General features: G+C 35.2%; 23 protein-coding genes. 10 read left to right on the top strand and 13 right to left on the bottom strand.

The window, feature by feature from the left end; genetic code table 11:
• Window positions 1-37: 37 nt before the first annotated feature.
• The 8 genes from BLV64_RS04745 to BLV64_RS04710 all read right to left on the bottom strand — a co-directional run bounded on the left by BLV64_RS04745 (window position 38) and on the right by BLV64_RS04710 (window position 5,801).
• A complete protein-coding gene (locus BLV64_RS04745; RefSeq protein ID WP_092133048.1) occupies window positions 38-631 on the bottom strand; it encodes a methyltransferase domain-containing protein in 594 nt (197 codons plus the stop codon).
• Window positions 631-924 (bottom strand): thioredoxin, encoded by a 294-nt coding sequence (trxA, locus tag BLV64_RS04740; protein WP_092133047.1) that lies wholly within the window; start codon window positions 922-924, stop codon window positions 631-633. The genes BLV64_RS04745 and trxA overlap by 1 nt, the downstream gene beginning before the upstream one ends.
• A 134-nt stretch (window positions 925-1,058) precedes the next feature.
• Entirely contained in the window at window positions 1,059-1,475 is a 417-nt protein-coding gene (locus BLV64_RS04735; RefSeq protein ID WP_092133046.1) for a DUF6691 family protein, read from the bottom strand.
• Window position 1,476: 1 nt separating this feature from the next.
• Entirely contained in the window at window positions 1,477-2,031 is a 555-nt protein-coding gene (locus tag BLV64_RS04730; protein WP_092133045.1) for a YeeE/YedE family protein, read from the bottom strand.
• A 13-nt stretch (window positions 2,032-2,044) separates the two neighbouring features.
• The gene (locus tag BLV64_RS04725; RefSeq protein WP_092133044.1) at window positions 2,045-3,460 is read right to left on the bottom strand and encodes an MBL fold metallo-hydrolase; all 1,416 of its coding nucleotides are present in this window, start codon (window positions 3,458-3,460) and stop codon (window positions 2,045-2,047) included.
• A gap of 70 nt (window positions 3,461-3,530) precedes the next feature.
• Window positions 3,531-4,328 (bottom strand): sulfite exporter TauE/SafE family protein, encoded by a 798-nt coding sequence (locus tag BLV64_RS04720; RefSeq protein WP_092133043.1) that lies wholly within the window; start codon window positions 4,326-4,328, stop codon window positions 3,531-3,533.
• A gap of 55 nt (window positions 4,329-4,383) precedes the next feature.
• Entirely contained in the window at window positions 4,384-5,016 is a 633-nt protein-coding gene (locus BLV64_RS04715; protein ID WP_092133042.1) for a Crp/Fnr family transcriptional regulator, read from the bottom strand.
• Window positions 5,013-5,801 (bottom strand): M90 family metallopeptidase, encoded by a 789-nt coding sequence (locus BLV64_RS04710; RefSeq protein WP_092133041.1) that lies wholly within the window; start codon window positions 5,799-5,801, stop codon window positions 5,013-5,015. The genes BLV64_RS04715 and BLV64_RS04710 overlap by 4 nt, the downstream gene beginning before the upstream one ends.
• A gap of 169 nt (window positions 5,802-5,970) precedes the next feature.
• On the opposite strand from BLV64_RS04710, the gene BLV64_RS04705 reads away from it, so the two are divergent.
• On the top strand, window positions 5,971-6,624 hold the full coding sequence (locus tag BLV64_RS04705; RefSeq protein ID WP_092133040.1) for an HAD family hydrolase: 654 nt from the start codon (window positions 5,971-5,973) through the stop codon (window positions 6,622-6,624).
• A gap of 119 nt (window positions 6,625-6,743) precedes the next feature.
• A complete protein-coding gene (locus tag BLV64_RS04700; protein ID WP_092133039.1) occupies window positions 6,744-7,394 on the top strand; it encodes an outer membrane beta-barrel protein in 651 nt (216 codons plus the stop codon).
• 259 nt (window positions 7,395-7,653) lie between these two features.
• On the opposite strand, the gene tssD (BLV64_RS04695) is transcribed toward BLV64_RS04700, so the two are convergent.
• Genes tssD (BLV64_RS04695) through BLV64_RS04675 form a run of 5 tightly spaced genes read right to left on the bottom strand, consistent with a single transcriptional unit; the run spans window position 7,654 to window position 12,885 of the window.
• Window positions 7,654-8,340, bottom strand: a complete 687-nt coding sequence (gene tssD / locus BLV64_RS04695) for a type VI secretion system tube protein TssD (RefSeq protein ID WP_092133038.1) — start codon at window positions 8,338-8,340, stop codon at window positions 7,654-7,656.
• Window positions 8,341-8,357: 17 nt separating this feature from the next.
• The gene (locus BLV64_RS04690; protein WP_092133037.1) at window positions 8,358-9,509 is read right to left on the bottom strand and encodes a hypothetical protein; all 1,152 of its coding nucleotides are present in this window, start codon (window positions 9,507-9,509) and stop codon (window positions 8,358-8,360) included.
• A gap of 12 nt (window positions 9,510-9,521) precedes the next feature.
• Window positions 9,522-10,538, bottom strand: a complete 1,017-nt coding sequence (locus BLV64_RS04685) for a PKD domain-containing protein (RefSeq protein WP_092133036.1) — start codon at window positions 10,536-10,538, stop codon at window positions 9,522-9,524.
• Between the two features lie 58 nt (window positions 10,539-10,596).
• Entirely contained in the window at window positions 10,597-12,426 is a 1,830-nt protein-coding gene (locus tag BLV64_RS04680) for a type VI secretion system baseplate subunit TssF (RefSeq protein ID WP_092133035.1), read from the bottom strand.
• A 24-nt stretch (window positions 12,427-12,450) separates the two neighbouring features.
• Window positions 12,451-12,885 (bottom strand): GPW/gp25 family protein, encoded by a 435-nt coding sequence (locus BLV64_RS04675; RefSeq protein WP_092133034.1) that lies wholly within the window; start codon window positions 12,883-12,885, stop codon window positions 12,451-12,453.
• Between the two features lie 158 nt (window positions 12,886-13,043).
• On the opposite strand from BLV64_RS04675, the gene BLV64_RS04670 reads away from it, so the two are divergent.
• The 8 genes from BLV64_RS04670 (at window position 13,044) to BLV64_RS04635 (ending at window position 21,368) form a co-directional block, all read left to right on the top strand.
• Window positions 13,044-14,021: an NlpC/P60 family protein gene (locus BLV64_RS04670; protein ID WP_092133033.1), complete on the top strand. Its 978-nt coding sequence runs from the start codon at window positions 13,044-13,046 to the stop codon at window positions 14,019-14,021.
• An 11-nt stretch (window positions 14,022-14,032) separates the two neighbouring features.
• The gene (locus BLV64_RS04665) at window positions 14,033-14,935 is read left to right on the top strand and encodes a hypothetical protein (RefSeq protein ID WP_092133032.1); all 903 of its coding nucleotides are present in this window, start codon (window positions 14,033-14,035) and stop codon (window positions 14,933-14,935) included.
• Window positions 14,936-14,944: 9 nt separating this feature from the next.
• Window positions 14,945-15,820: a TssN family type VI secretion system protein gene (locus BLV64_RS04660; RefSeq protein ID WP_092133031.1), complete on the top strand. Its 876-nt coding sequence runs from the start codon at window positions 14,945-14,947 to the stop codon at window positions 15,818-15,820.
• A 166-nt stretch (window positions 15,821-15,986) separates the two neighbouring features.
• Window positions 15,987-16,373, top strand: coding sequence for a type VI secretion system tube protein TssD (gene tssD / locus BLV64_RS04655; RefSeq protein WP_092133030.1), 387 nt, complete (start codon window positions 15,987-15,989; stop codon window positions 16,371-16,373).
• 89 nt (window positions 16,374-16,462) lie between these two features.
• Window positions 16,463-16,858, top strand: a complete 396-nt coding sequence (gene tssD / locus BLV64_RS04650) for a type VI secretion system tube protein TssD (protein ID WP_092133029.1) — start codon at window positions 16,463-16,465, stop codon at window positions 16,856-16,858.
• A gap of 181 nt (window positions 16,859-17,039) precedes the next feature.
• Complete coding sequence (locus tag BLV64_RS04645; RefSeq protein WP_092133028.1) at window positions 17,040-18,806, top strand: type VI secretion system Vgr family protein; 1,767 nt, start codon at window positions 17,040-17,042, stop codon at window positions 18,804-18,806.
• Window positions 18,807-18,817: 11 nt separating this feature from the next.
• Entirely contained in the window at window positions 18,818-20,281 is a 1,464-nt protein-coding gene (locus BLV64_RS04640) for a T6SS phospholipase effector Tle1-like catalytic domain-containing protein (RefSeq protein WP_092133027.1), read from the top strand.
• Window positions 20,282-20,375: 94 nt separating this feature from the next.
• A complete protein-coding gene (locus tag BLV64_RS04635; protein ID WP_245705870.1) occupies window positions 20,376-21,368 on the top strand; it encodes a DUF2931 family protein in 993 nt (330 codons plus the stop codon).
• Window positions 21,369-21,397: the final 29 nt, after the last annotated feature.

The following is a 21,397-nucleotide window of genomic DNA, read 5'->3' as shown; positions in this document are numbered from 1 at the left end:
ATTGAAATACTTAAAAACCGATCTTATTGATCTGGTGTTATACAGCCTGCTTGCTACATCTAAAAAACAACTCCTTCCCTGCTCTTGCAGCTATCGAGTTATAGCAAGGCGCTAAGGTATGTATTGTAAAGTAAGGTTGAAAATACGACCGGTATTCGCCTATATCTCCTCCAAATGGTGGTTGGGTTGACGCTAAGGGAAAATTAAATAGGAGACCCACGAGTTCACCGTTATTTTCTAGCAAGGCATTCATTTTACGTGCATATTGCGGACGTAATGTGGGATCTAAAGCACAGAAAAACGTTTGCTCGATAATAAGGTCGAACTTTGCTTCCAGTTCAAAAAAGTTTTGATGTAATAAGTGCGCCTGCGGAAAGTTTGGTACCCGCGCTGTAAATTGCGCTAATGCCGTTTGTGACACATCGACAACAAACACCTTTTTAAATCCTAAATGGTGAAGGTATTCGGCTTCATAGGCATGTCCGCCACCAGGAATTAAAATAGATTTTGACTTGTACGCTTCTGGTAATTGATCAAAATACGCTTTAAAAGGCGGTGATACTTGGCCTAAATCCCAGCCTATATCTTCCTGCTTATAGCGGTTGTTCCAATAGTCTGCCGACAACTCCATTACGCTGATTGTATGACTTGAATAAGTTCTCTTTTCTGGATGATTCCCGACTGTTTCCACACTTGCTGTCCGTTCTTGAACAGAATAAACGTGGGTACACCACGCACCTGAAATTTGGAAGCTAGGGCTTGATTTTTATCGACATCAATTTTTAAGATAGACACCTCATCACCTAAGGCTTCTTTAACCTGTTCTAAAACTGGCCCCATGGTTTGACATGGTCCGCACCACGTCGCAAAAAAATCGACTAATACGGGTTTATCTTTATTTATAATTTCTGAAAATTTAGCCATAATACGGTTTAAATTTAATGTTACACGTCTTTAATATGTTTGCGTTATGTTATTAATCGCCTCCATTCTTAGTCGCATAAAACGCACATCCTTACACCGTACTTTACGGCGTGATTTATAAGAAAACGGATTGTTTAATGCGGTAATTTAGAACGCAACGCGCCATAGGCGAATGTTCCTAAAAGCGCACCAAAAATAAGAACCAGTACACTTACAAAACCTGTTCCGATAAGCACAAACATAGGTCCTGGACAAGCGCCAGCTAAAGCCCATCCTAAACCGAATAAGGTACCACCAATTAAATAACGCGCAATACTGCGATCTTTATCGGCAATCGAAATGGGCTGACCCGAAAAGTCTTTTGCTTTTTTGTGTTTTATTAACTGAACACCAATAATTCCTATAACTACTGCCGTTCCCATTAGGCCGTACATATGAAAACTCTTAAACTGAAACATTTCATAAATACGAAACCACGAAGCGACTTCTGACTTAATAAAAAGAACGCCAAGGAAAAATCCAACTGCTAAATATGCTATAACTTTTTTCATCTTAAAATAGTAAAGGGAAAATTAAATGTACCATAACCAATCCGCCAATAAAAAAACCTACGACAGCGATTAGAGAAGGGACTTGAAAATTACTTAAGCCAGAAATGGCATGACCAGAAGTACACCCTCCGGCATAACGCGCACCAAAACCTACTAGGAAGCCAGCTACGAGTATAATTAAAAAGCCTTTAAGGGTTAATAAAGCGTCTAAGCTAAACAACTCGGTAGGCACAAAGCTCGTATTGGTACTATGTATACCCAAAGTTTCAAGCTGCTCTACGACATCTTCATTTATTTGTGGTGCTTCAGGACTTAAAAATTGAAGGGCTACAAAGCCACCTGCAATCACCCCTACCACAATCCATAAATTCCATTGGTCTTTTTTCCAATCAAATCTAAAAAAATCGACAAACCGACCTGCTCCACCAATAGAACATAAGGTTCTTAAGTTGGATGACATACCAAATTTCTTACCCATTAAAGTAAGTAATAACATGGTACCAGCAATTAAAGGCCCCGCCACATACCATGGCCATGGGCTATATAAATATTCCATATAAATTGTATTTTTATTTATTTAAAGTTGTAGGACAAACAAAGTCCGTAGTTGGTATCCCTGCCTTTTTAATAGCTCCCATACCACCAGCAACATCTACTAAGTTATGAATGCCTCTACTTTTTAATATGGAAGCCGCAATTACCGAGCGATACCCTCCTGCACAGTGCACATAGAATGGTTCCTCTTTAGGAAACTCACCTAAATAATCATTTAAGAAATCTAAGGGTGTCGATTTTGCTATATCGATATGACCAGCGATAAACTCCCCTTCTTTTCTTACGTCGTACACAGGAATATCATCGGTTTCTAAACGTCTTCTAAATTCTTCAGCAGAAATAGAATCTAAGGTATCCATTTCTTTTTCGGATGCTTTCCAAGCGTCGATACCACCTTCTAAATACCCTATAGTATTATCAAAACCTACGCGAGACAGACGTGTAATGGCTTCCTTTTCTTTTCCGGGTTCCACAACCAGTAATAACGGCTGTTTTACATCTTGAATTAAGGCACCAACCCACGGCGCGAATCCGCCTTGTAAACCTATAAATATAGAACGAGGAATATGTCCTTTTATAAATTCTGACTGGTGGCGTACATCTAAAATAAGCGCCTCAGTAGTATTAGCTGCAGTTTCAAATTCTTCAGGAGACAATGCATTGCTTCCTTTTTTTATCACGGTGTCTATATTTTCGTAGCCTTCTTTATTCATTTGAACATTTAAAGGAAAATACGACGGTGGAGGTAATAAACCATCGGTTACTTCTTCAATAAACTCTTCTCTAGTCATATCGGCACGTAAAGCGTAATTCATTTGCTTTTGATTCCCTAAGGTATCTACCGTTTCCTTCATCATATTTTTACCACAAGCTGAACCTGCTCCATGACCTGGATACACAATTACATCGTCTGCCAAGGGCATGATTTTGTTTCGTAAACTATCAAAAGACAGTCCTGCAAGATCTTCCATGGTCATATCCGCAGCTTTTTGCGCTAAATCAGGTCGTCCGACATCTCCTAAAAACAGGGTATCACCACTAAATATAGCGTGATCTTTTCCGTTTTCGTCTTTCACTAAATACGTTGTACTCTCCATAGTATGCCCAGGAGTATGTAGGGCCGTAATAGTTATTTTTCCTAACTGAAACACTTGTCCGTCGGTAGCAATAATAGCATCAAATTTTGGTGCTGCTGTTGGTCCGTAAACTATAGGAGCTCCCGTTTTTTCTGAAAGCGTAATATGCCCACTAACAAAATCGGCATGAAAATGAGTTTCAAAAATGTATTTTATGGTCGCCTTATTGTCTTTTGCAATGGCTATGTAATTATCGACTTCACGTAAGGGATCTATAATAGCAACTTCCCCTTCACTTTCTATGTAATAGGCTCCTTGTGCTAGGCACCCTGTGTAAATTTGTTCAATTTTCATGATATTCTAGTTTTAACTCTTGCAAAAATAACACTTATGTTTCATAATGAAGGTGACATAAGTTACATTATTAAAGCAACTCTTTTAGTAAGATAAAGAGGCCCATTACTAATACAAACCATCCAAATCCTTTTTTTAGATTAGCTCCTTCTACACGGTGTACTAACGAGGTCCCTATTAAAATGCCAATAATAGCAATACTCGTAAAGCTAATTAAAAATGGCCAATCAATATCTAAATGACCGAAATCACCACTAAACCCGATTAAGGAATTTATTGAAATAATAAATAATGATGTCCCCACCGCCTGCTTCATCGACAAGTTTCCTAAAACGATAAGGGCTGGTACAATAACAAAGCCTCCACCGGCTCCTATTAGCCCTGTAAAAAAGCCTATAACCGCGGCTTGAAATATAATTTTAGGAATGTTATAAGTCATAAGTCCCTCCGGCTCTATAAGCCCTTTCTTTCCTTTAAGCATCAACACAGAGGAATACAACATTACAAAAGCAAATAGTATCATTATGGCAACACTTTTGGTTAGTGTAAACGTTCCTAGTGTAAGTAGTTCATGAGGGATTTCTGGTAATATAAAACGGCGTGTTATATAGATAACAACAAATGCTGGGACAGCAAAAAGGAAAGCTATTCTAAAGTTTATAGTATGGCGTTTATAATTCTTAAACGCACCAATACTTGAGGACACCCCGACCATAAACAAAGAATAAGAGGTTGCTACAATAGGATTAACCGCAAAAAGGTATACAAATATGGGGACACTTAAAATAGAACCACCTCCTCCAATAAGCCCCATTACTAGACCTATGATTAAAGCACCAAAATAACCTAAAACTGTTGTTAATTCCATATTTTATTGCGTTGTAAGGAAGCCTTCGAAAACCTATTAATCTTTAAGGTATCGCTTACAAGTCTAAAATTTTTATTTGATTTCTATTCAGTTCTATTTTCTTTTCATTCTCTAGGGTCTTTAATAACCGAGAAATAACCACTCGTGAGGAATGCAGGTCCTGAGCAATAATTTGATGGGTAACCTGAATGGTATCGTTGCGATTTACCAAAGCCTTATCGCGGAGGTATTTTAACAAACGCTCATCTAATTTTAAAAAGGCAATGGAATCTAAAGCTTCTAGTAGCTCGGTCATCCTTTCATGGTAGCTTTGTAAAATAAAGTTTTGCCATGACTTATAACGCGTCATCCATAAACTCATATACTCCACGGGAATCATTAATACTGTGGTATCCACTTCGGCAATAGCACGAATCTCGCTTTTTTTAACCCCCAAGCAACAAGTTAAGGTCATAGCGCAAGTGTCTCCCTGTTCTATAAAATACAGCAACAAATCATCGCCATTAGTATCTTCTCTGAAAATTTTAATCGCCCCTGTTAAAACCAAAGGTATCATGGTGACTTTCTGACCAATATCCATAATAATATCGTTTGCAGGACATGTTTTTAACTGCCCTACAGCTTGTATTTCTTTTAGCAATTCGTCCTCGAAAAGATAAGCATAATGGTGTTTTAAATCCTCTATCATTTATTTTTACGTTTTGTACTTGGTTTTTGTTGAAAACATAACACTAACATAGCGTATAACTCAGGATGCTTTTTTTTAAAAAGTTCCGGTCGTTCAAAAAAATACTCGGAGGCCACAGCAAAAAATTCAACTTTGCTAACCCCTCCATACTGTCTTATATCGGAGTCGTCATTGTTAATCGCCTCCATTTCTTTATACATGAGTTCCATCCACGGGGTAATATACTCGCGCCCCATTAACTGCTCTGGAATGCCATCTATATTTCCGTCCATTTTATCTATTAAGTGAACAAACTCATGAACAGGTGTATTTAACTTATCGGTATCGTTTTTAAAGGCTTGACGTAGAGCACGTCGTGACAAAATCATTTGATTTTCAAAACGACCAGTTCCCACCATCCCTAAGATTTTTCTATCGTCACTTTCAGAGTTAAACTGCAAATCGCCATCAAAGGTATCGGGGTATAGAATTATGCCACTTAAATTATTATAATACCATTCTTTAAAGCCAAATACAGGAATTACCGCACTCGCTGCAATTAATATTTTATCTAAATCCTCCAATTCTAATTGTACGCCTTCAAGATGTACTTCACTTAAAAAAGCCATCATCCGTGTTCTAAATCGCTGTTGCTCTGCCTCAGAAAGGGTGTTGTAATAGCGAACTTCAGCCTCTAAAATAGGACCCCATGCTTTTGGAAAGGGATCGACTGCTTTGCGCTTCAATTTAGAGAATGCAAAGATGCCAAAAGCTACTAAAAAAACGAATACAACGCTATATACCATAAGCTGACTACAAAAGCTGACTACAAAAGCTGACTACAAAAGCTGACTACAAAAGCTGACTACAAAAGCTGAATTTAACTGTTTTTTTCCGGATACAGTTATTCTTTATCATAAGATTTACAAGGCAGCAAAATAGTGATTATATTAGCGCTTTAAAAATTATTTTGATATGATTAAAGTGGTACTTTTTGATATGGATGGGGTTATTGTAGATACCGAACCCTTACATACTAAGGCTTACTATATGATGTTTAACCACTATGACTTAGAGGTCTCCAAATCGATGTACGAGTCGTTTACGGGCCAGTCCACACTAAACGTTTGTAAAACACTTTGCGACACGTTTCAATTAGACGCTAACCCTGAAGATCTAGTGCAAACCAAAAGAACCAGTTTTACCTCTCTTTTCCATAAGGACCCTAGTCTGCAATTGTTACCGGGAGTTTTAGAGCTTATCCAAGACTATTACAACAACGGATTAACCTTAATTTTAGCCTCTTCCGCCTCTCATTTCACTATAAACAATGTTTTTACGCGTTTTGAATTGGATCGCTATTTTAAGGCCAAATTGAGTGGTGCCGATTTAAAAGCCTCTAAACCACATCCTGAAATTTTTGAAAAAGCTGCCGAAGCGGCGGGAGTCAAAAGAAATGAGTGTTTTGTTATTGAAGACTCTACAAATGGAATAAAAGCCGCTAAGGCTGCAGGTATTTACTGTGTAGGTTACGACAGTTTAAATTCTAAAAACCAAGATTACTCACAAGCCGACCGTGTTATTAATACGTTTAGTGAGATTAGTTACGATGTGGTAAAAACACTGTGATGCTTTTAGGCTATAACCAATAGCTTTGTAGGACGTTGTTTGCACTTGGGTTAATTCTTTAAGAATAAGCGTATTGATAAGTCATTTTTTTTATATTTGTTTTACCTAAAATCTATATCATGAAAAAACTATTATTTTCACTCCTACTTAGCAGCAGCTTTTTCTTAGCCAATGCACAATCAACAACACCCAATGATGATGCCTTTGGCTTTTTACCGGAGGAAGTTTTTATTGAGGGTAACCTGAGTTTTTCTTCTCACAATGACCATAATATAGATATTAAAACTACCGATTTTTCAGTAAACCCAAAAGCAGGGTACTTTATAACTGATGCCCTAGCGGTAGGCTTACAAGGAAATTATACGCTTTCAAAATATACAGAACAAGATATTAAAGCTGACGTAGAATCAAATACCTATGCTGGAGGTATATTTGCCCGTTATTATTTCTTAGAAATTGGCAAACGCTTTTTTAGCTATACAGAAATTGGTGGTACTTACGGCTTAACAGAAACCTCAATTACAGATAGAGAAGGGATAACCGATAATTTAGATGGTATAAATACTATTAATTCTGGTTTAAGCTTAGGTCTAAATTATTTTGTGAACCAAAATATTATAATCTCGTTCACACTTTCTGATTTGGTAACCTATAACTATAAGATGAGTAAAGCAGACGAATCAAAACCTATTGAGACCATAACTGCTGATTTAAATATCATCAATAACTTTTTCCAAACAGCTAAATTTGGGGTGATGTTTTTATTATAATATCATAATAGTAGCACACAGAAAAGGCTTTTATACACAGGTATATTAGCCTTTTTTTATTTATAATCATAAGATAAAGAAAGTGTTTTTACAGCAAGTTGATTAGAGGGCTTCATGAAATATGGAGGGTGTTAATTATTTAGAGCCACCAATAATACCCGAGTTTGTATTTAATTAATTGAATTAACCCTGATTATTCTCATCCTAAAAAAAGTCCCTGTTGGAGAATAAAACAGCTATAAGATTTCAATTTTAAAGCTTATTGTGCGTTTACAACTTCTAGTGTTATTTTCTCCATATCATTCGCTATAGTATAATTGGTAAGTTTATCATTTTTTAAAACTTCTCCATTATAGTTAAAATCATGCGTCTTGTCATTTAAGGCTATAGAGATCACATCACCAATTCTATTTTTAGTTTCAATATTCAAAACTATTTTCTCTCCTAACTTATAGGATTCTAACGCATTCCCATCGGTATCGGTTACAAAATACCGAATCAATTCTTTTTCTGGGGAAGATATAACCGTCTCTTCAACGCTAATAAATGGATTATTAGGATTCCAATTTTCTTCATGAACAACACCTTTCATTTTTAAAATACCCCAACCTATAGAAATAGTCATATATAGCGGACTATCACCAGAGGCATCAAAATGTTCGGATAACTGTAACACATAAGCATTGGCAAACTCCATCTTATATAAAGTACTTAAGCCATCGCGTTTAAAAAACACAATCTCCCCTTTACATTTTTCGGTAGGAGAAAACATGGCGTTATAGAAGAAGCTATCGTTTTTAGTCGATTCAATACTTAAGTTTAAACGACCACCTTTGGGTTTAGTAACGGGACGGCCATTAACATCTGCGAATCTTGAAAACACCTGATTTGCATTTAAGATGTTTCTTACTTCATCGTTGATATATAATTTTGCTAAAAAACTCATAGTTGGCAAGTGTGTTATTAGTCTAATAAAAAGCTACGTCGACTTTTCACTTCTTGATTCTCTACAACTTCTTCTTTTACAAAAATATTCGAGTCCGATTTTTTACCAATATAGTCTAGCTCGTTCAACTTTTTAAATAAGGACAACATTAACCTCGTAAATGCCGATATTTTATACAATGAAGAATTGATATCAGTATGAACATACTCAAGGTCTATCATATCTATAAGTACATTTTCGAAGGCTCCTTGATTTAAATCACACCAATCGGTGAGGTAGTTTAACAAATCCTCTTTACCTGTTCCGATATAAACATCTAAGCTACTTTTTATGGTTCGCGCTAGGCTTACCTGCTTCGAGATCATAAAAATGGGCGCGTTGTGTTTATCTTCTAATCTAAATTGAGAAATATTATTATTTAAATATTGCAACGTACGTTGCGCCAGATGCAATACCATATGTGCCAAATCATTGGTTTGCTTCTTTTGATGTATTTTTTGAATAATATGCATGGAATAGGCTTCCATCTGATTTAAAAAAGCGCCCAATTCGGTATAGGTGAATTTTAAATCATTATGACTTTGAACAGAGCTACACGGTGGAATAAAATCTTCAGACAACATAGGTTGCTCGTCTATCATAATAATTTTACCTATAGTAATATGATGTAAGCCAATAATTTCTTTAGATGTTTCAGATTTTGGTAAAATATCTAAGGCGTAAGATGGTAAGGTAAAAGGATGCCTAGGTGGTTCTTCATCGGGGTCGGCATTACCCACAGGTATCGTTTTAAAAGGATCCACTTTTAAAACCACATACCATTCTAAATCCTCTTTATTAATCGTGTATTGCTTTTTTAACACATACCCTGACTGCTCTAATAGCGATTTTGTCTCTTCGGTAAGATGTATTTGATGCCCACCAAGAGTCACGGCAACACAACGGTTTAAAACAACCTCTATACTGTCTTGACCATCTAATGAAATAGAGACATCTATACCGTTTTTACCGTCGTTGAAGCTGGGTAGTAGACCAAAATTATAAGGCGTAATATTTAATTTAGTCGCTGTTGTAAGGGATGAAATTAGTGCATTTTCTGAAGCTATAAAATGATTTTTATTAATCTTCATTCCATCTATCCAATTGACTCTATAATTATTTGAATTCATAAGGTGTAATATTTAAAAAATGCCCAATATTTTGTTTTGCGAAATAGTTACAGTATTAATACAATTAGATCCTTTTTCACGATAAATAGTAATGTCTTTTATCCGCAGTTTCTTATTTTTAATTTTTTCACAGAATATCAAGAAACTCGTGTTTTTACCATTTACAATAATGTTTTTATTAATATCTCCGCAGAAATACTCTTTAAAAGCATTAGCGTCTAACTTATTATTTGAAACCAATTCTAACTTACTAATAAACTGAGAGTCACCAATAAACGGAACAACCTTAGGTTTATCGCTAGGCTCATCTTTAGTTTTTTCTTTATCTTTATCTTCATAACCTAGGGGACGTGCTTTTATACCATCACCCAGTCGCCTATTCGTACCTGTAATCTCACTTATTCGCTCTTCCTTTTTCTCGATAGGTAACACGTTTATTTGCTTCGTTGTGGTGTGTTTTACATCTCCGTTAACAACTAAAGATATGGTTTTTAATCCTGGAGTTTTATACACGTAACTGGCACGTTTTTCTACCGAATTTACTCGTGTAGTCTCACCAAAGCGCCATTCCCAAGTCGAGGCATTATTGGTTTTATCTTCCACGTTTAAAGTTTCCCCAACCACTATACTACTCTTCACGTTAAACACCGGAAGTTTTGTAGAATCTATAATAAAAAGTTTCTCTTTAATAGTCACTGTTTTTTCATCTTGACAGATATTATTCACTAAAAGTCGGACTTTATATTCACCTTCTTTATTAAAGATATGCAGTACCTCTTTATTTGTTTTAACATCAGTACTATCCCCAAAATCCCACTCCCAATTGGCAGCTTGATCTGTGTTGTCTGTAAATTTTATTAATTCCCCAACCCTAAACTCCTTAGCTTTTACAGTAAAAGCAACATCCTCACACGTTTTATAGTTTTTATAGCGGTATGCAAAAACAGATGCAGAAATTAGAAAAACAATAACAAAAAGCCATATAACAGACTTATCGAGATGTTTGGAAATAGTTTGTTGAGTACTCATTCTTAATATACTTTTAAAAGTTTCGGCTTAAAGGAGCTTACTTAAAGTTACAATAAAATTAGTCTATTATATTAATTATATAAGGAAAAACACTCACCGAATGTTTCTCTAAATATAACAATACATTTTTATTTAAAGCCTCCCATTCACTACGTTTTGTTTGAACATTAGGATTAGGCGTGATTTCGATGGTTATACATTGCAACAATCCTTTCTTTAAATCGATATCTTTAGTGTAACCTTTACTTACAGAAACCGCTTTAATTTTATCGTCATACATTTCGTAACACAAGGCTTTTGCATCTTCGCGCGACACGATGCGATCTCTAGATAATAAGGATCGTCGGTAAGCATTTAAACGCTCGTTCATAGTTAAGTTACTTTTACCTCCAAAACTAGAGGTTAAAAGAACAGAGCTTTTTTGCTTTATACCAACACCATTATAAACCTTTAAAACACTCCCTGATTTAATAGCGTTAGCTTCTACTCCATTGGTTGTCCAATATTCAATGATAAGGTTTTCTTTCTTTTTAAACGGAGTTAAAGAAATGTAAGTCGTTTCTGTTATTTGATGAGCAATTTCAGATACTTTATTCTCTAATAGCGCTATTAATTGATTTAGGTTTTTAAGGTTTTTGAATAGAAAATCGTTGTTAAAAAACGAAAAGGAAGCACTTTCATCTTTTAACAATTCAATTAAATGCGTCACATACTCCTTCGCTTTTCTATGATCTAGTTTACCAACATTATCGGCTCTTACTATAAAAGTACCTTTCTGTTTACTAGAGTCATCTTTACTTTGAAGCTTATAGGATTTTCCTGAAGTATTAGTTAGGGTTTTTAAGTCTAAAAATAAATCTTCGGTTGTGATAGGAATAATATCTATAAACTCTTTTAACTGGTACGTAAAGCTATTTAATTTTCTATTTATAACTGGCACCGCATTTAGGCTTGTAAACACGGTCTCTAACATAGAAGTATTTACCACTCTTGGAAACACAATTTTAATCCATGCAACTCCCTCTTCAATCTTAATCTTGTTATCGGAAATAAGTGTTGACAACTCCCTATAAGAAGATCTTTTAAAGTCTTCAATTCTTATATCATCGGCTATAGTAACATAATGTTTAGAATAGTTATTTCTTACCTGTTCTTCAATGTTAAAAGTTTTATTAGAAACCTTATTAAATATAGAATCCAATTTTAATTCGTTTTGTTTCTCACTATTATAAAACCCCGCAAGGGTGTTAATTTTCTCTCCATTTATAAACCATTCAGCATTTTTTAAATGGTGATAAAACATCGTGTCATTTTTAGTGTCTTGCTGTTCAAAAAAAACAGAGATATCTTTTAGAGATTCTGATAGCTCATGTGTCTCAACTCCCAAATACAGTGTAGATTCGGGTAAATTTCCATTGCTAAAAACAGGTTGTAATTGCTTGGTCCTATCTACTTCAAAAATTGAATTTCCCGTAGCAATATATTTTAAAGTTCCATTTAAAAGATTAAACTCTTGCAATGGAGAAAAGTAAATGTCTTTAAAGTTTTCGGCTATATTTTTATAGGATACTTTCTTTTTAAAAGAAAACAGGTACTCAGGCTTAATTTTTAAAACACCATCTATAGGCTCAGTATATAAGACGGCGTGTGCTGGACGCGCACCAAATACAAACTCTGGGGTCATTAACTGAATTATTTTTTCAGTAATCCGCGTTTGCGATTCGTCGACTTCACTAGCTATTTTTTCAATTTCGGCGGCACATGCACTAATCAGCAAGGCAACAATGGGGTCGAAAGACATATCAATTTCATTAGCAGGCACACCCCAAAGTGCAGCCGCATTCTTCATCATTCTATTTCTAATCTCCTCCTTACTGTTATCTCTCATAATATATTAGCTATTCAAAATCTACTAAAAATAAGATAATGGTCCTATATAAAAATATTCATTATACAGAAAGTCTTCATTGGTCTTCTTTACCTTCCCTTTTACGCGTAAAGAAACCTTCTTTTTTACCATGTTATTTTTATTTACAACAGAAATTTCCTCTTGTTTTATACTCACTTCAATGCTAACATTACTTAAGCGTTGCTCATGGTTTTTTATGGAGTCGTAAAGCGAATCTATAATCACGCTTTTAATTTTATTCACACTCGAAAGATTGTCGAAATCAACATCCCAGATAGAGCAACCAAAAGTCTCATCAAAAGTGCACTCTCCGAAATAAGAGGTTGTTAGTAAATGTATAAAGTGCGCAATAGATTCTTTTATTGCACATTTATTATGCTCCTTATTCGTAATAATAGCCTTTGAATTAAATGGTAAAGAAAAAAAATCTGAACTCATAACTTGGGTTTAAACCAAAAATACGCAAATAAATCAATTAGACAGAAAAGCTTTACATTACTTTTTATTTTGCAAATCGGCATGCGTTTCTAAAACAGATGACATTTAACGTTAAATACTGATATTTTTTTTTATTTTAGTACATTAAATGATATAGCATGAACAAATTATTTATTTATACAGTTATTTCTCTTTTTAGTGTAGTGAGTTATTCCCAAAATGCTGAATTACAAAGTGTTGTTTTAGAAGAAAGCACAGAGAACCCTGTAGCCGACGCCATTGTTACCATAGAAGGGACGGCTTTAGTTTCGAAAACAAACGAAAATGGTGTTTTTAGCTTTGCTAATGAAATTCCGTTAGGTGAACATGTGGTCTCTGTAGAAAAAGAGAATTACGAAACCAAATTTTTCTTAATCACTGCTAATAAAGATCAAAAAATTGTTTTAGATAAAGTTACTGTTGAAATCACCAAAGAGGAAGCTAAAAGAAGAAATAGAGCCCAAAAATTAGAAGAGAAGCGTTTACGAGCGATTAAAAAAGAACTTAGAGCTAAGGAAAAACAAATCGCCAAACAAGAACGAAAGCTACGCAAGGAAAACACGGTCGACATAGACTATATTGATGCTGCAGTTGTAGTTGAGCCAGATGACGATATAGAACCTTTTACAGAAGCCCAATTAAAATTTGCTGAAATCTTAGACACTCCGGTCGAAGAGTTAAGCAATAGAGCCCTATACGAGTTTATTGACGAATGGTTAGGAACCACTTATATTTATGGTGGAGAAACTAAAGATGGTATTGACTGCTCTTCCTTTACGCAACGCATTTACACCCAAACTTTGGGGTTATATATTGAGAGAACTGCCCTGAAACAATATAATTCAGAGTATACCGATAAATTTAGAGACACAAGTTATTTAAAAGAAGGCGATTTGCTATTTTTTGGAGGCGTTTCTGGTCCGGATAAAAAAGAAGTAGTAAACCACGTAGGCGTATATTTACATAATAATATGTTTGTTCACTCTACAAGCAACCGAGGAAAAAACGGACAAAAAGGCGTTAAAATAAGTAATCTTAACGATAAATATTGGAAATCAAAACTAGTTAGTGCTGGTCGTAGAATAGGTAATAACTAATTCGTTTCTAAATGAATAATGATGAACTTAGCAGTGTTTTTGAAGAGTTAATTTCAGTTTTTGATAATTTAAAAGCTGAAATTATTGTAACCGAAGTTCAGAAAAACACGAGTAATACCATTGACTTTTTAGTTCAAAATCAAAGTTCATTTTCACGATCATACCGCAGAGATATTATCGATGTCGCCTATTTAGATGATTCTAATGGCATACAATTAAACCTATCCCGAAATGGATTGTATGATAGTTTACCTGAAGGATTATTTCACGGCCATAAAGAAAATGAAAAACATTTATCTTATAGGCTTAAACGAAAACGCTACAAAGAAGAAGAAAAGGAAGCTAGACGCTTTTTTAGTCCGATAGAAAGTGAATTTTTCAACCAGAGATTACATATTGAAGCCAACGAACGTGATATTCTAAGAAATTTTTATGATTTAGAGGATGAGTTTCTGATAGATTTCTGGAAAATAGACAAAAACATTCCTAAAGCGTATGCATTAAAACTAGTTAAACTCCTACCTTACTGTTTTAAGATTTCTGGAGACCTAGAGTTAACGCGACTAAGCTTGGAAAACATTTTAGAGTATAGTGTTAAGTTCACGCTTAAATACCAATCGGAATTAGGTTCTGAAACCACAGAGCCTTTAACACTAGGAGTTAATTTAATTACACAATCGAAACAAACCGAGATTTTAGAGCCCTATTTAGAAGTAGAAATTGGTCCAATAGCCACTCAAGACATTGACACTATTTGTGGTAATCATGGTGTACAAAAGTTCTTAGAAGCTTTTTATAGTTATTTTATATCTTTGGAACTCGATGTTAAAACTAAATATAGTGTTGCTAATAAGGACGGTTTTGTTCTAAATAAAAATAAAAGTTCTAGCTTAGGACTTACAACACGTTTATAACGCATAAAAATGAATTCATTTAGTAGTATCATTCAAGGAGACTTATTTAAGCTTAGTATTGTCTTTTTTATTGTCGGAGCATTAATTATGATGCTTATGACTAAGTTGAGAAAACAATTTTCTCAAAATAAAAAAAGTATCATTATCTATTTAATCTTAGTCCTTATAACCTTCGCTTTAGTCGGTTTATTAAGCTCAGACAAAGTCTTAAACGACACGCCTCTAAATAGTTTTTTAGGCTTTCAACTCCTTTTTTTATTATTAGGTGTAGGGCATATCTTTGTAATGAAAAATTACTTTCAAGGCATTACTCAAGATAAAACAGCTTTCTTTACCGAGTTTTTATTTACGGTAGTTGTAGCATGTATTGGTCTCATTGCTTTTTTTAATGTTGTCAATATCTTTAGACCCGATTATAAATTTATTTTTCTAGCATCGATAACAGCGTTTATAACCCCACTCCTTTTTTACAAGCTCTACATCTTTGCTACTTTAATTCCTGTGCCAGTTTATAAAAAATGGCTATATCCGGTGGGTGAAAATATTAAAGATCCAACACCAAAAGAATTAGAAAACCCTTTAGTTATCAGTTTCGAATTTAGGAAACAAGAACATCTTAATGATGTGACTAATTTTAGAGTTAAGGCTCCAGAAGCTATGGAATTTGGTAAACTATTTTACTTCTTTATCAACGATTATAACGAAAGACACCCTGAAAGTAAAATTGAGTTTATCGACAACGCGACTATGGAACCTCAAGGTTGGATTTTTTATTTTAAACCTAATTGGTGGAGCTCCATTAAACACATTAATTTCCTTAAAACCATCTCTGGAAACAATATCAAAGAAGACAATGTTATCATCTGCCAACGTGTTGATTCTTAATTATTTGTATTTCATCGGTAAAATACGCATTTCATCTTGATTACTCCTCACTTTATCCAAAACAATCCATTTATTTTGTAAGAAAAGAAATACTTATCTACTTTAGTGTCATACCATTATTGGTTTTTAAATATATTTTTTTATTAATTATTAAATCTTAATTATTATGTCATTTAAAGCAAAATTAAAAGTAGGCGGAAGAGAGTACAATGTATTGAATTGCTCTTACGAACTACACCAAGAAACAGATGCCACGGGTAGACCTTCATCTATCACTAGAGGTGGTAAAATTAGATTAACTGTAGAATCTACAGCAGACACGAGTTTATCGGACTGGATGTTTAACAATTTTGAGCGTAGAGATGGTTCTATTGTCTTCCTAAAAAGAGATACAGAGGCCACTGCTAAAGAATTAAAGTTCCAAGAAGGCTACATGGTTAAATACCACGAAAGCTTCGACGCAACGGATAAAAACCCAATGGCTGAAACCTTTGTTATTTCTGCTAAAGGTATTTCAATTGGTAACGGAGAACACGTTAATGATTGGGTTTAATTTATAACCTATCCATTATCTTAATATTCATTCAAAGGAAGTGTTCGTAGCACTTCTTTTGTTGTTTAACCCCCTAAAACCGATCGAATATGTCATTTTTATCAAAATTAACTATAGACGATGAAAGTATGAACGTATTAAAATGCTCTTTCTCATTTGAACAAGGGGCTGATAATACAGGACGACCATCGCAAAGGCCCAAAGGTGGCCAAATAAGTATTCTTATTGAATCGACTAACAAAACTGACTTCCTAGAATGGATGATTTCTCCAAATATGGTGAAAAGCGGTGAAATTATTTTTTATAAACGTGATAACCTATCGAGTTTAAAAACTATAATTTTTAAAGACGCCTATTGCTTAAAATATGTTGAAGATTTTGATGCTGTTAGTGACGAGCCTTTACAGACCAGTCTAGTCATTTCTGCTAAAGAATTAACGGTTAAAGACACCACTTTTAGGAATAATTGGCCCAACAAAGTTTAGTAGTTAAAAAACACTGCGATCACGCATACGTCACGCTCTAGCATACATTAGTTTTTCGTACCTATTATTTATGCGGCTCTAAACTACTGTGAGATCAGTTATATCATGAAGTATAAGCGTAGCTGTATTCGTGTTTTCCCCTGGTTACTTATACGATATATCTCTTTTAAATTTTAATATTATGGCACTTCAAAATACCACTACCCTACGCGTAGCTGAAACAGAAATCACTGCATTTAAAAGCATCTCTTTATTTCAAGAAATTGATGCCCACCATGATTTAGAGGTCGTATGTAGAATGGATGTTCTAGAAAATCTATCTGCTACCTTGGGAGAAGCTAGCAAGAATTTTTTAGGCGAAATAATCACACTACAAACAGCTTCCTTAGATACCTTATCGGGCTATAAAAATTTAGAATTTAAAGGTATAGTTACCGAAATAAAAACAATTAAGGGCCATGACGCTAGCTCTGGCGATAGTGTTATTATTCGAGCTCAAAGCCCCTCCTTCCTTGCCGATGACGGTCCGCATTACACCTCATTCAACGACCACTCGCTATCTGAAATCCTAGAAAAGTCATTTCAAGATTACGACAAATCGAAGCTCAATATTGTAATCCAGCCTAAAAATAATTCGGCATTACAGTACTCCGTACAACACAATGAAAGTACTTTTGAATACACGAGTCGCCTTGCTGCTCAGTATGGCGAATGGTTTTATTACAACGGAACTCAACTTGTTTTTGGAACTCCGGAAAACAAAGAATTAGTTCTTAATTACGGTTTCGACTTAAAAGAATATCACCTGAGTTTAAAACCACTTTCTAATAACTACAATTATTTTTCAAACGACTATCTGCTACACGAGAATCATCAGAAACAATCACAAACGATTCCGTCAAACAGCAACGGTTATAATGGTTTTGTTTCCAATAAAGCACAAGCTATTTTCAGAAAAGAATCTACGGTTTGGCACAATCTTTACACCGACCCAACAGTCAAACAACGTTTGGATTACAGTATAGAAAACCAAAAAAAGGCTATAGAAATTAATCAAGTCCAACTTAGTGGGATTAGTGATAATCCTGGTGTAACACTAGGAGGTATTATAGCTATTGAAGGAGCTCGCTATCGCGTAATTAGTATAGTGCATTCAAACAACGAAACGGGTGATTACCAAAATCAGTTTTTAGCTATTTCTGCCGAATGGGATGCTTATCCTAAAACGAATATTAATGCATTTCCTAAAAGCGAAAGCCAAACTGCCACGGTTATCGAAAATGCCGATCCCGAAGGATATGGACGTATTCGCGTGCAATTTCCTTGGCAAAAAAGTACGGGAGAGATGACTCCGTGGATACGTATTGTTACACCACATGCTGGCGGTGACAAAGGGTTTCATTTTATTCCAGAACAAGGTGAAGAAGTGCTAATTGACTTTGAAGCCGGTAATGCAGAACAACCCTATATGCTAGGGAGCCTATATAATGGCTCTGGTAAAGCAGATGCATTTAAAGACGGTGATAATAATATAAAAGCTATTAGAACGCGAAGTGGTCACACTATAGAATTAAACGACACTAAAAACAGTGAATTTATTACAATAACCGATGTTAAAGGTAACCACATCACCATCGATACAGCCAACAACAACATTACCGTCACGGCTTTAGAAAACATGACTTTTAATGCCAAAAACATGCAGTTTAATGTTGAAGAAAATCTGGATATTTCTGTAGGACAAAATAAATCGGAGACTATAAATGAAACGCATACCATTTCATCAATGAATGAAAATAAACACGTCGCCGAAGAAATAAAGGTTATTAGCGCAACTTACAAGCAGGAAGCTCAAGAAATAACAACTGATGCTAGTGGTGAAATCACCACCAATGCTGGAGGAAAAATAAGTATTGCCAGTGCACAAACTATAGAATACGGTGAATAAATTAATTGATTATGGCCATACGTTTAACCCCAACCCCATCTCATCCCGAAGACTTTAGAACGGTTTTTAACGGCATCACCGTTAACACGAGTAAAGTTAATGTTTGCAATGCTGAATATGATGAAGTAATTCCTGAAGATCTTGTTAATGTAACGATTGGTGTTTTTTATGATGGCACACGAAATAACAGGAAAAATGTTAACGCTCGAAAAGAGTATGAAAAAGACGATAGTGATCCTACTAAAGACAAAGAAGCTGCTAAACATTACAATACGTGGTATACATTTAAAAAGTCGGGAAGTTATGACAACGAGCACTCTAACATATCTCGAATGGAGCCCGCTTATAAAAAAATAAACACAGAAAAAAACATCCAACTCTCATTGTATATTGAAGGCATAGGCACAGAAAATTATGAAGGTGATAGCACTTGGGGAAGCGCAATGGGTAAAGGGGTAACAGGTGTTAAGGGTAAGGTAAAAAAAGGTTGTAAAAAGATCGCCGAACTTTTAGCTCGAAATGGCGTTCACAATATTAATATATTAACGATAGACACCTATGGATTTAGCCGAGGAGCTGCTGCAGCACGCTATTTTATTCATGAGATCTTCCAACGCAAAGGCGCTAACAAAGAGGTTAACAATGGCCTAGGGCTTTATGAGTATTTAGGAGCTAAATACACCGAGGATTTTGGTGTATTGGGAGAAGAACTTGTTAAAAACGGAATTAGTCTTAGACTTGGTCCTATAGTGCGGTTTGTGGGATTGTATGATACCGTTGCGTCTTTCGGATTAAATCATGATTCCGACACCAAAGAACTACATTTAGACGCCATCTCTAAAGCGTGTTTTACGTTTCAACTAGCTGCCGCCGATGAACATCGTAAGAATTTCAGGTTAACAAATATTAAAAGTGCACGTAAAGGATTAGAGCGGTTTCTTCCCGGTGTTCATTCAGATATTGGTGGTGGTTATAGACACGAAAAAGATGAAGAACTAACATTAGATTACGGTATGTCTTTAAAAAAGATGGAAGACGAACGCCAAAAACTTATTGCTATGGGCTGGTACTTACCACATCAAATTGAAGTCAATAAATTTTGGGGATCTCTACGTGCTAAAAGAAAAAACATTTCTAACCGTTATAGTTATATTCCCATGCATGTCATGGCCGAATATTCAGAAAAAAAAGAAGTCAAATACGATATATCTCTTATCACAGACTCATACGCTATAGTTAATGAAAATAAATCGGTTAAATTAACAGAAGTTAAGGAGCGTATAGACCACTATGTTAATGAAAAAAAAGGTCAATTTACATTTGATTCTTCCGAAGATAAAGTCATGTTAAAAGCCTTAAGAAATCAGTATTTTCATTTCTCTGCGCATTACAACAACAGTATCTTAGGTGTTATTGCGCCTATGTCTCCCGACAGAGATAATGGCGTACGAACTCGTCAAATTCAACCAGGATAATATGAAAATTTTAAAAATTATCTGTTTAACTGCTTGTGTGAGCTTCTTTACTCCGAGCTGTAAAGACAACACAAATACAACCAAACCCTCTACTATGAACGTGTTTAAAAAAGACAAATCTTATGACTGGTCACCTACAGAAAGTGCTCCTGAAAACTACCCTATAGCGGTACATTCAGGCACCTTTTTTTTAAATAACAGTCACGTCGCTAGTATTCCTGACGGCGGAAGGACGGTACAAAATGGATGGGGTAAACAGGGCTCGATGTGGGTGGTTGGAGACGATGTTAAACCCATTCCCGATCGTTTAAATCTGACGTGGCTATCGTATACAGAGAATACCTTTTACACTGGGGATTTCGATTTACCGAGAGAAAAAATATTAAACCTCTTTGAAGAAGGGTTTTTAAATAGGATGAACCAACACACCACCTACACAGGAATTGTTTGTGGAATGGCTCCCGGTGGCGTGGTAAGCATTTGGCTTATAGGCGCTGGTAAAACTACTGAAGTCGCCCATTTTCAAGCAAAAGAGACTGAAGTCGCTATGAAAGACTTTGCTCCTGGAGCAGTAATCTCAAGAAATGATTATGTAAATAACAGGTTAGAAGGATTGGATGACACTAAAAAACAATATCTACAACGAGAAGGCATTACCTTTGGTAAGTGGACCGCCTACCGCAAGCGCTACGCATGGAAACCCGTTTTAATAAAAGACCAAGAACAAAATTTCCACGAAGTGTTTATTGACTATGTTAACGGTGAGCATCTTTTTACTACAGGTAAGAATGCGATACTAAAAGACTATCACCCCCTAGCCTTACCAAAATACGCAAAGCTTTACTGGAAAGACAAAGATAACAACCTATACGGCAGTAAATTATGGTTTGATGAAGCTGAAATAACACAAGCCTTTAGTTCTTTAAACGGAACGGCAACTTCTAAAAATTTAGATCTCATAGTGACTGTAGATAAATACAATGGAGGAATGACCATAGTTTTAAAAAATGATTCCGATTCTATACCTATTGAAAAAACAAAAGTTAAGATTTTTGAAACCAAAGACTATTTAAAGAAGTCTGAGTAATCAAAAAGAAATATGAAGTATATTTAAAA

The sequence above is a fragment of the Bizionia paragorgiae genome (genome assembly GCF_900107625.1).
GTDB lineage: Bacteria > Bacteroidota > Bacteroidia > Flavobacteriales > Flavobacteriaceae > Bizionia > Bizionia paragorgiae.
Note: the sequence above shows the minus strand (reverse complement) of the source record. Positions and strands in the feature narration are given on the sequence as shown.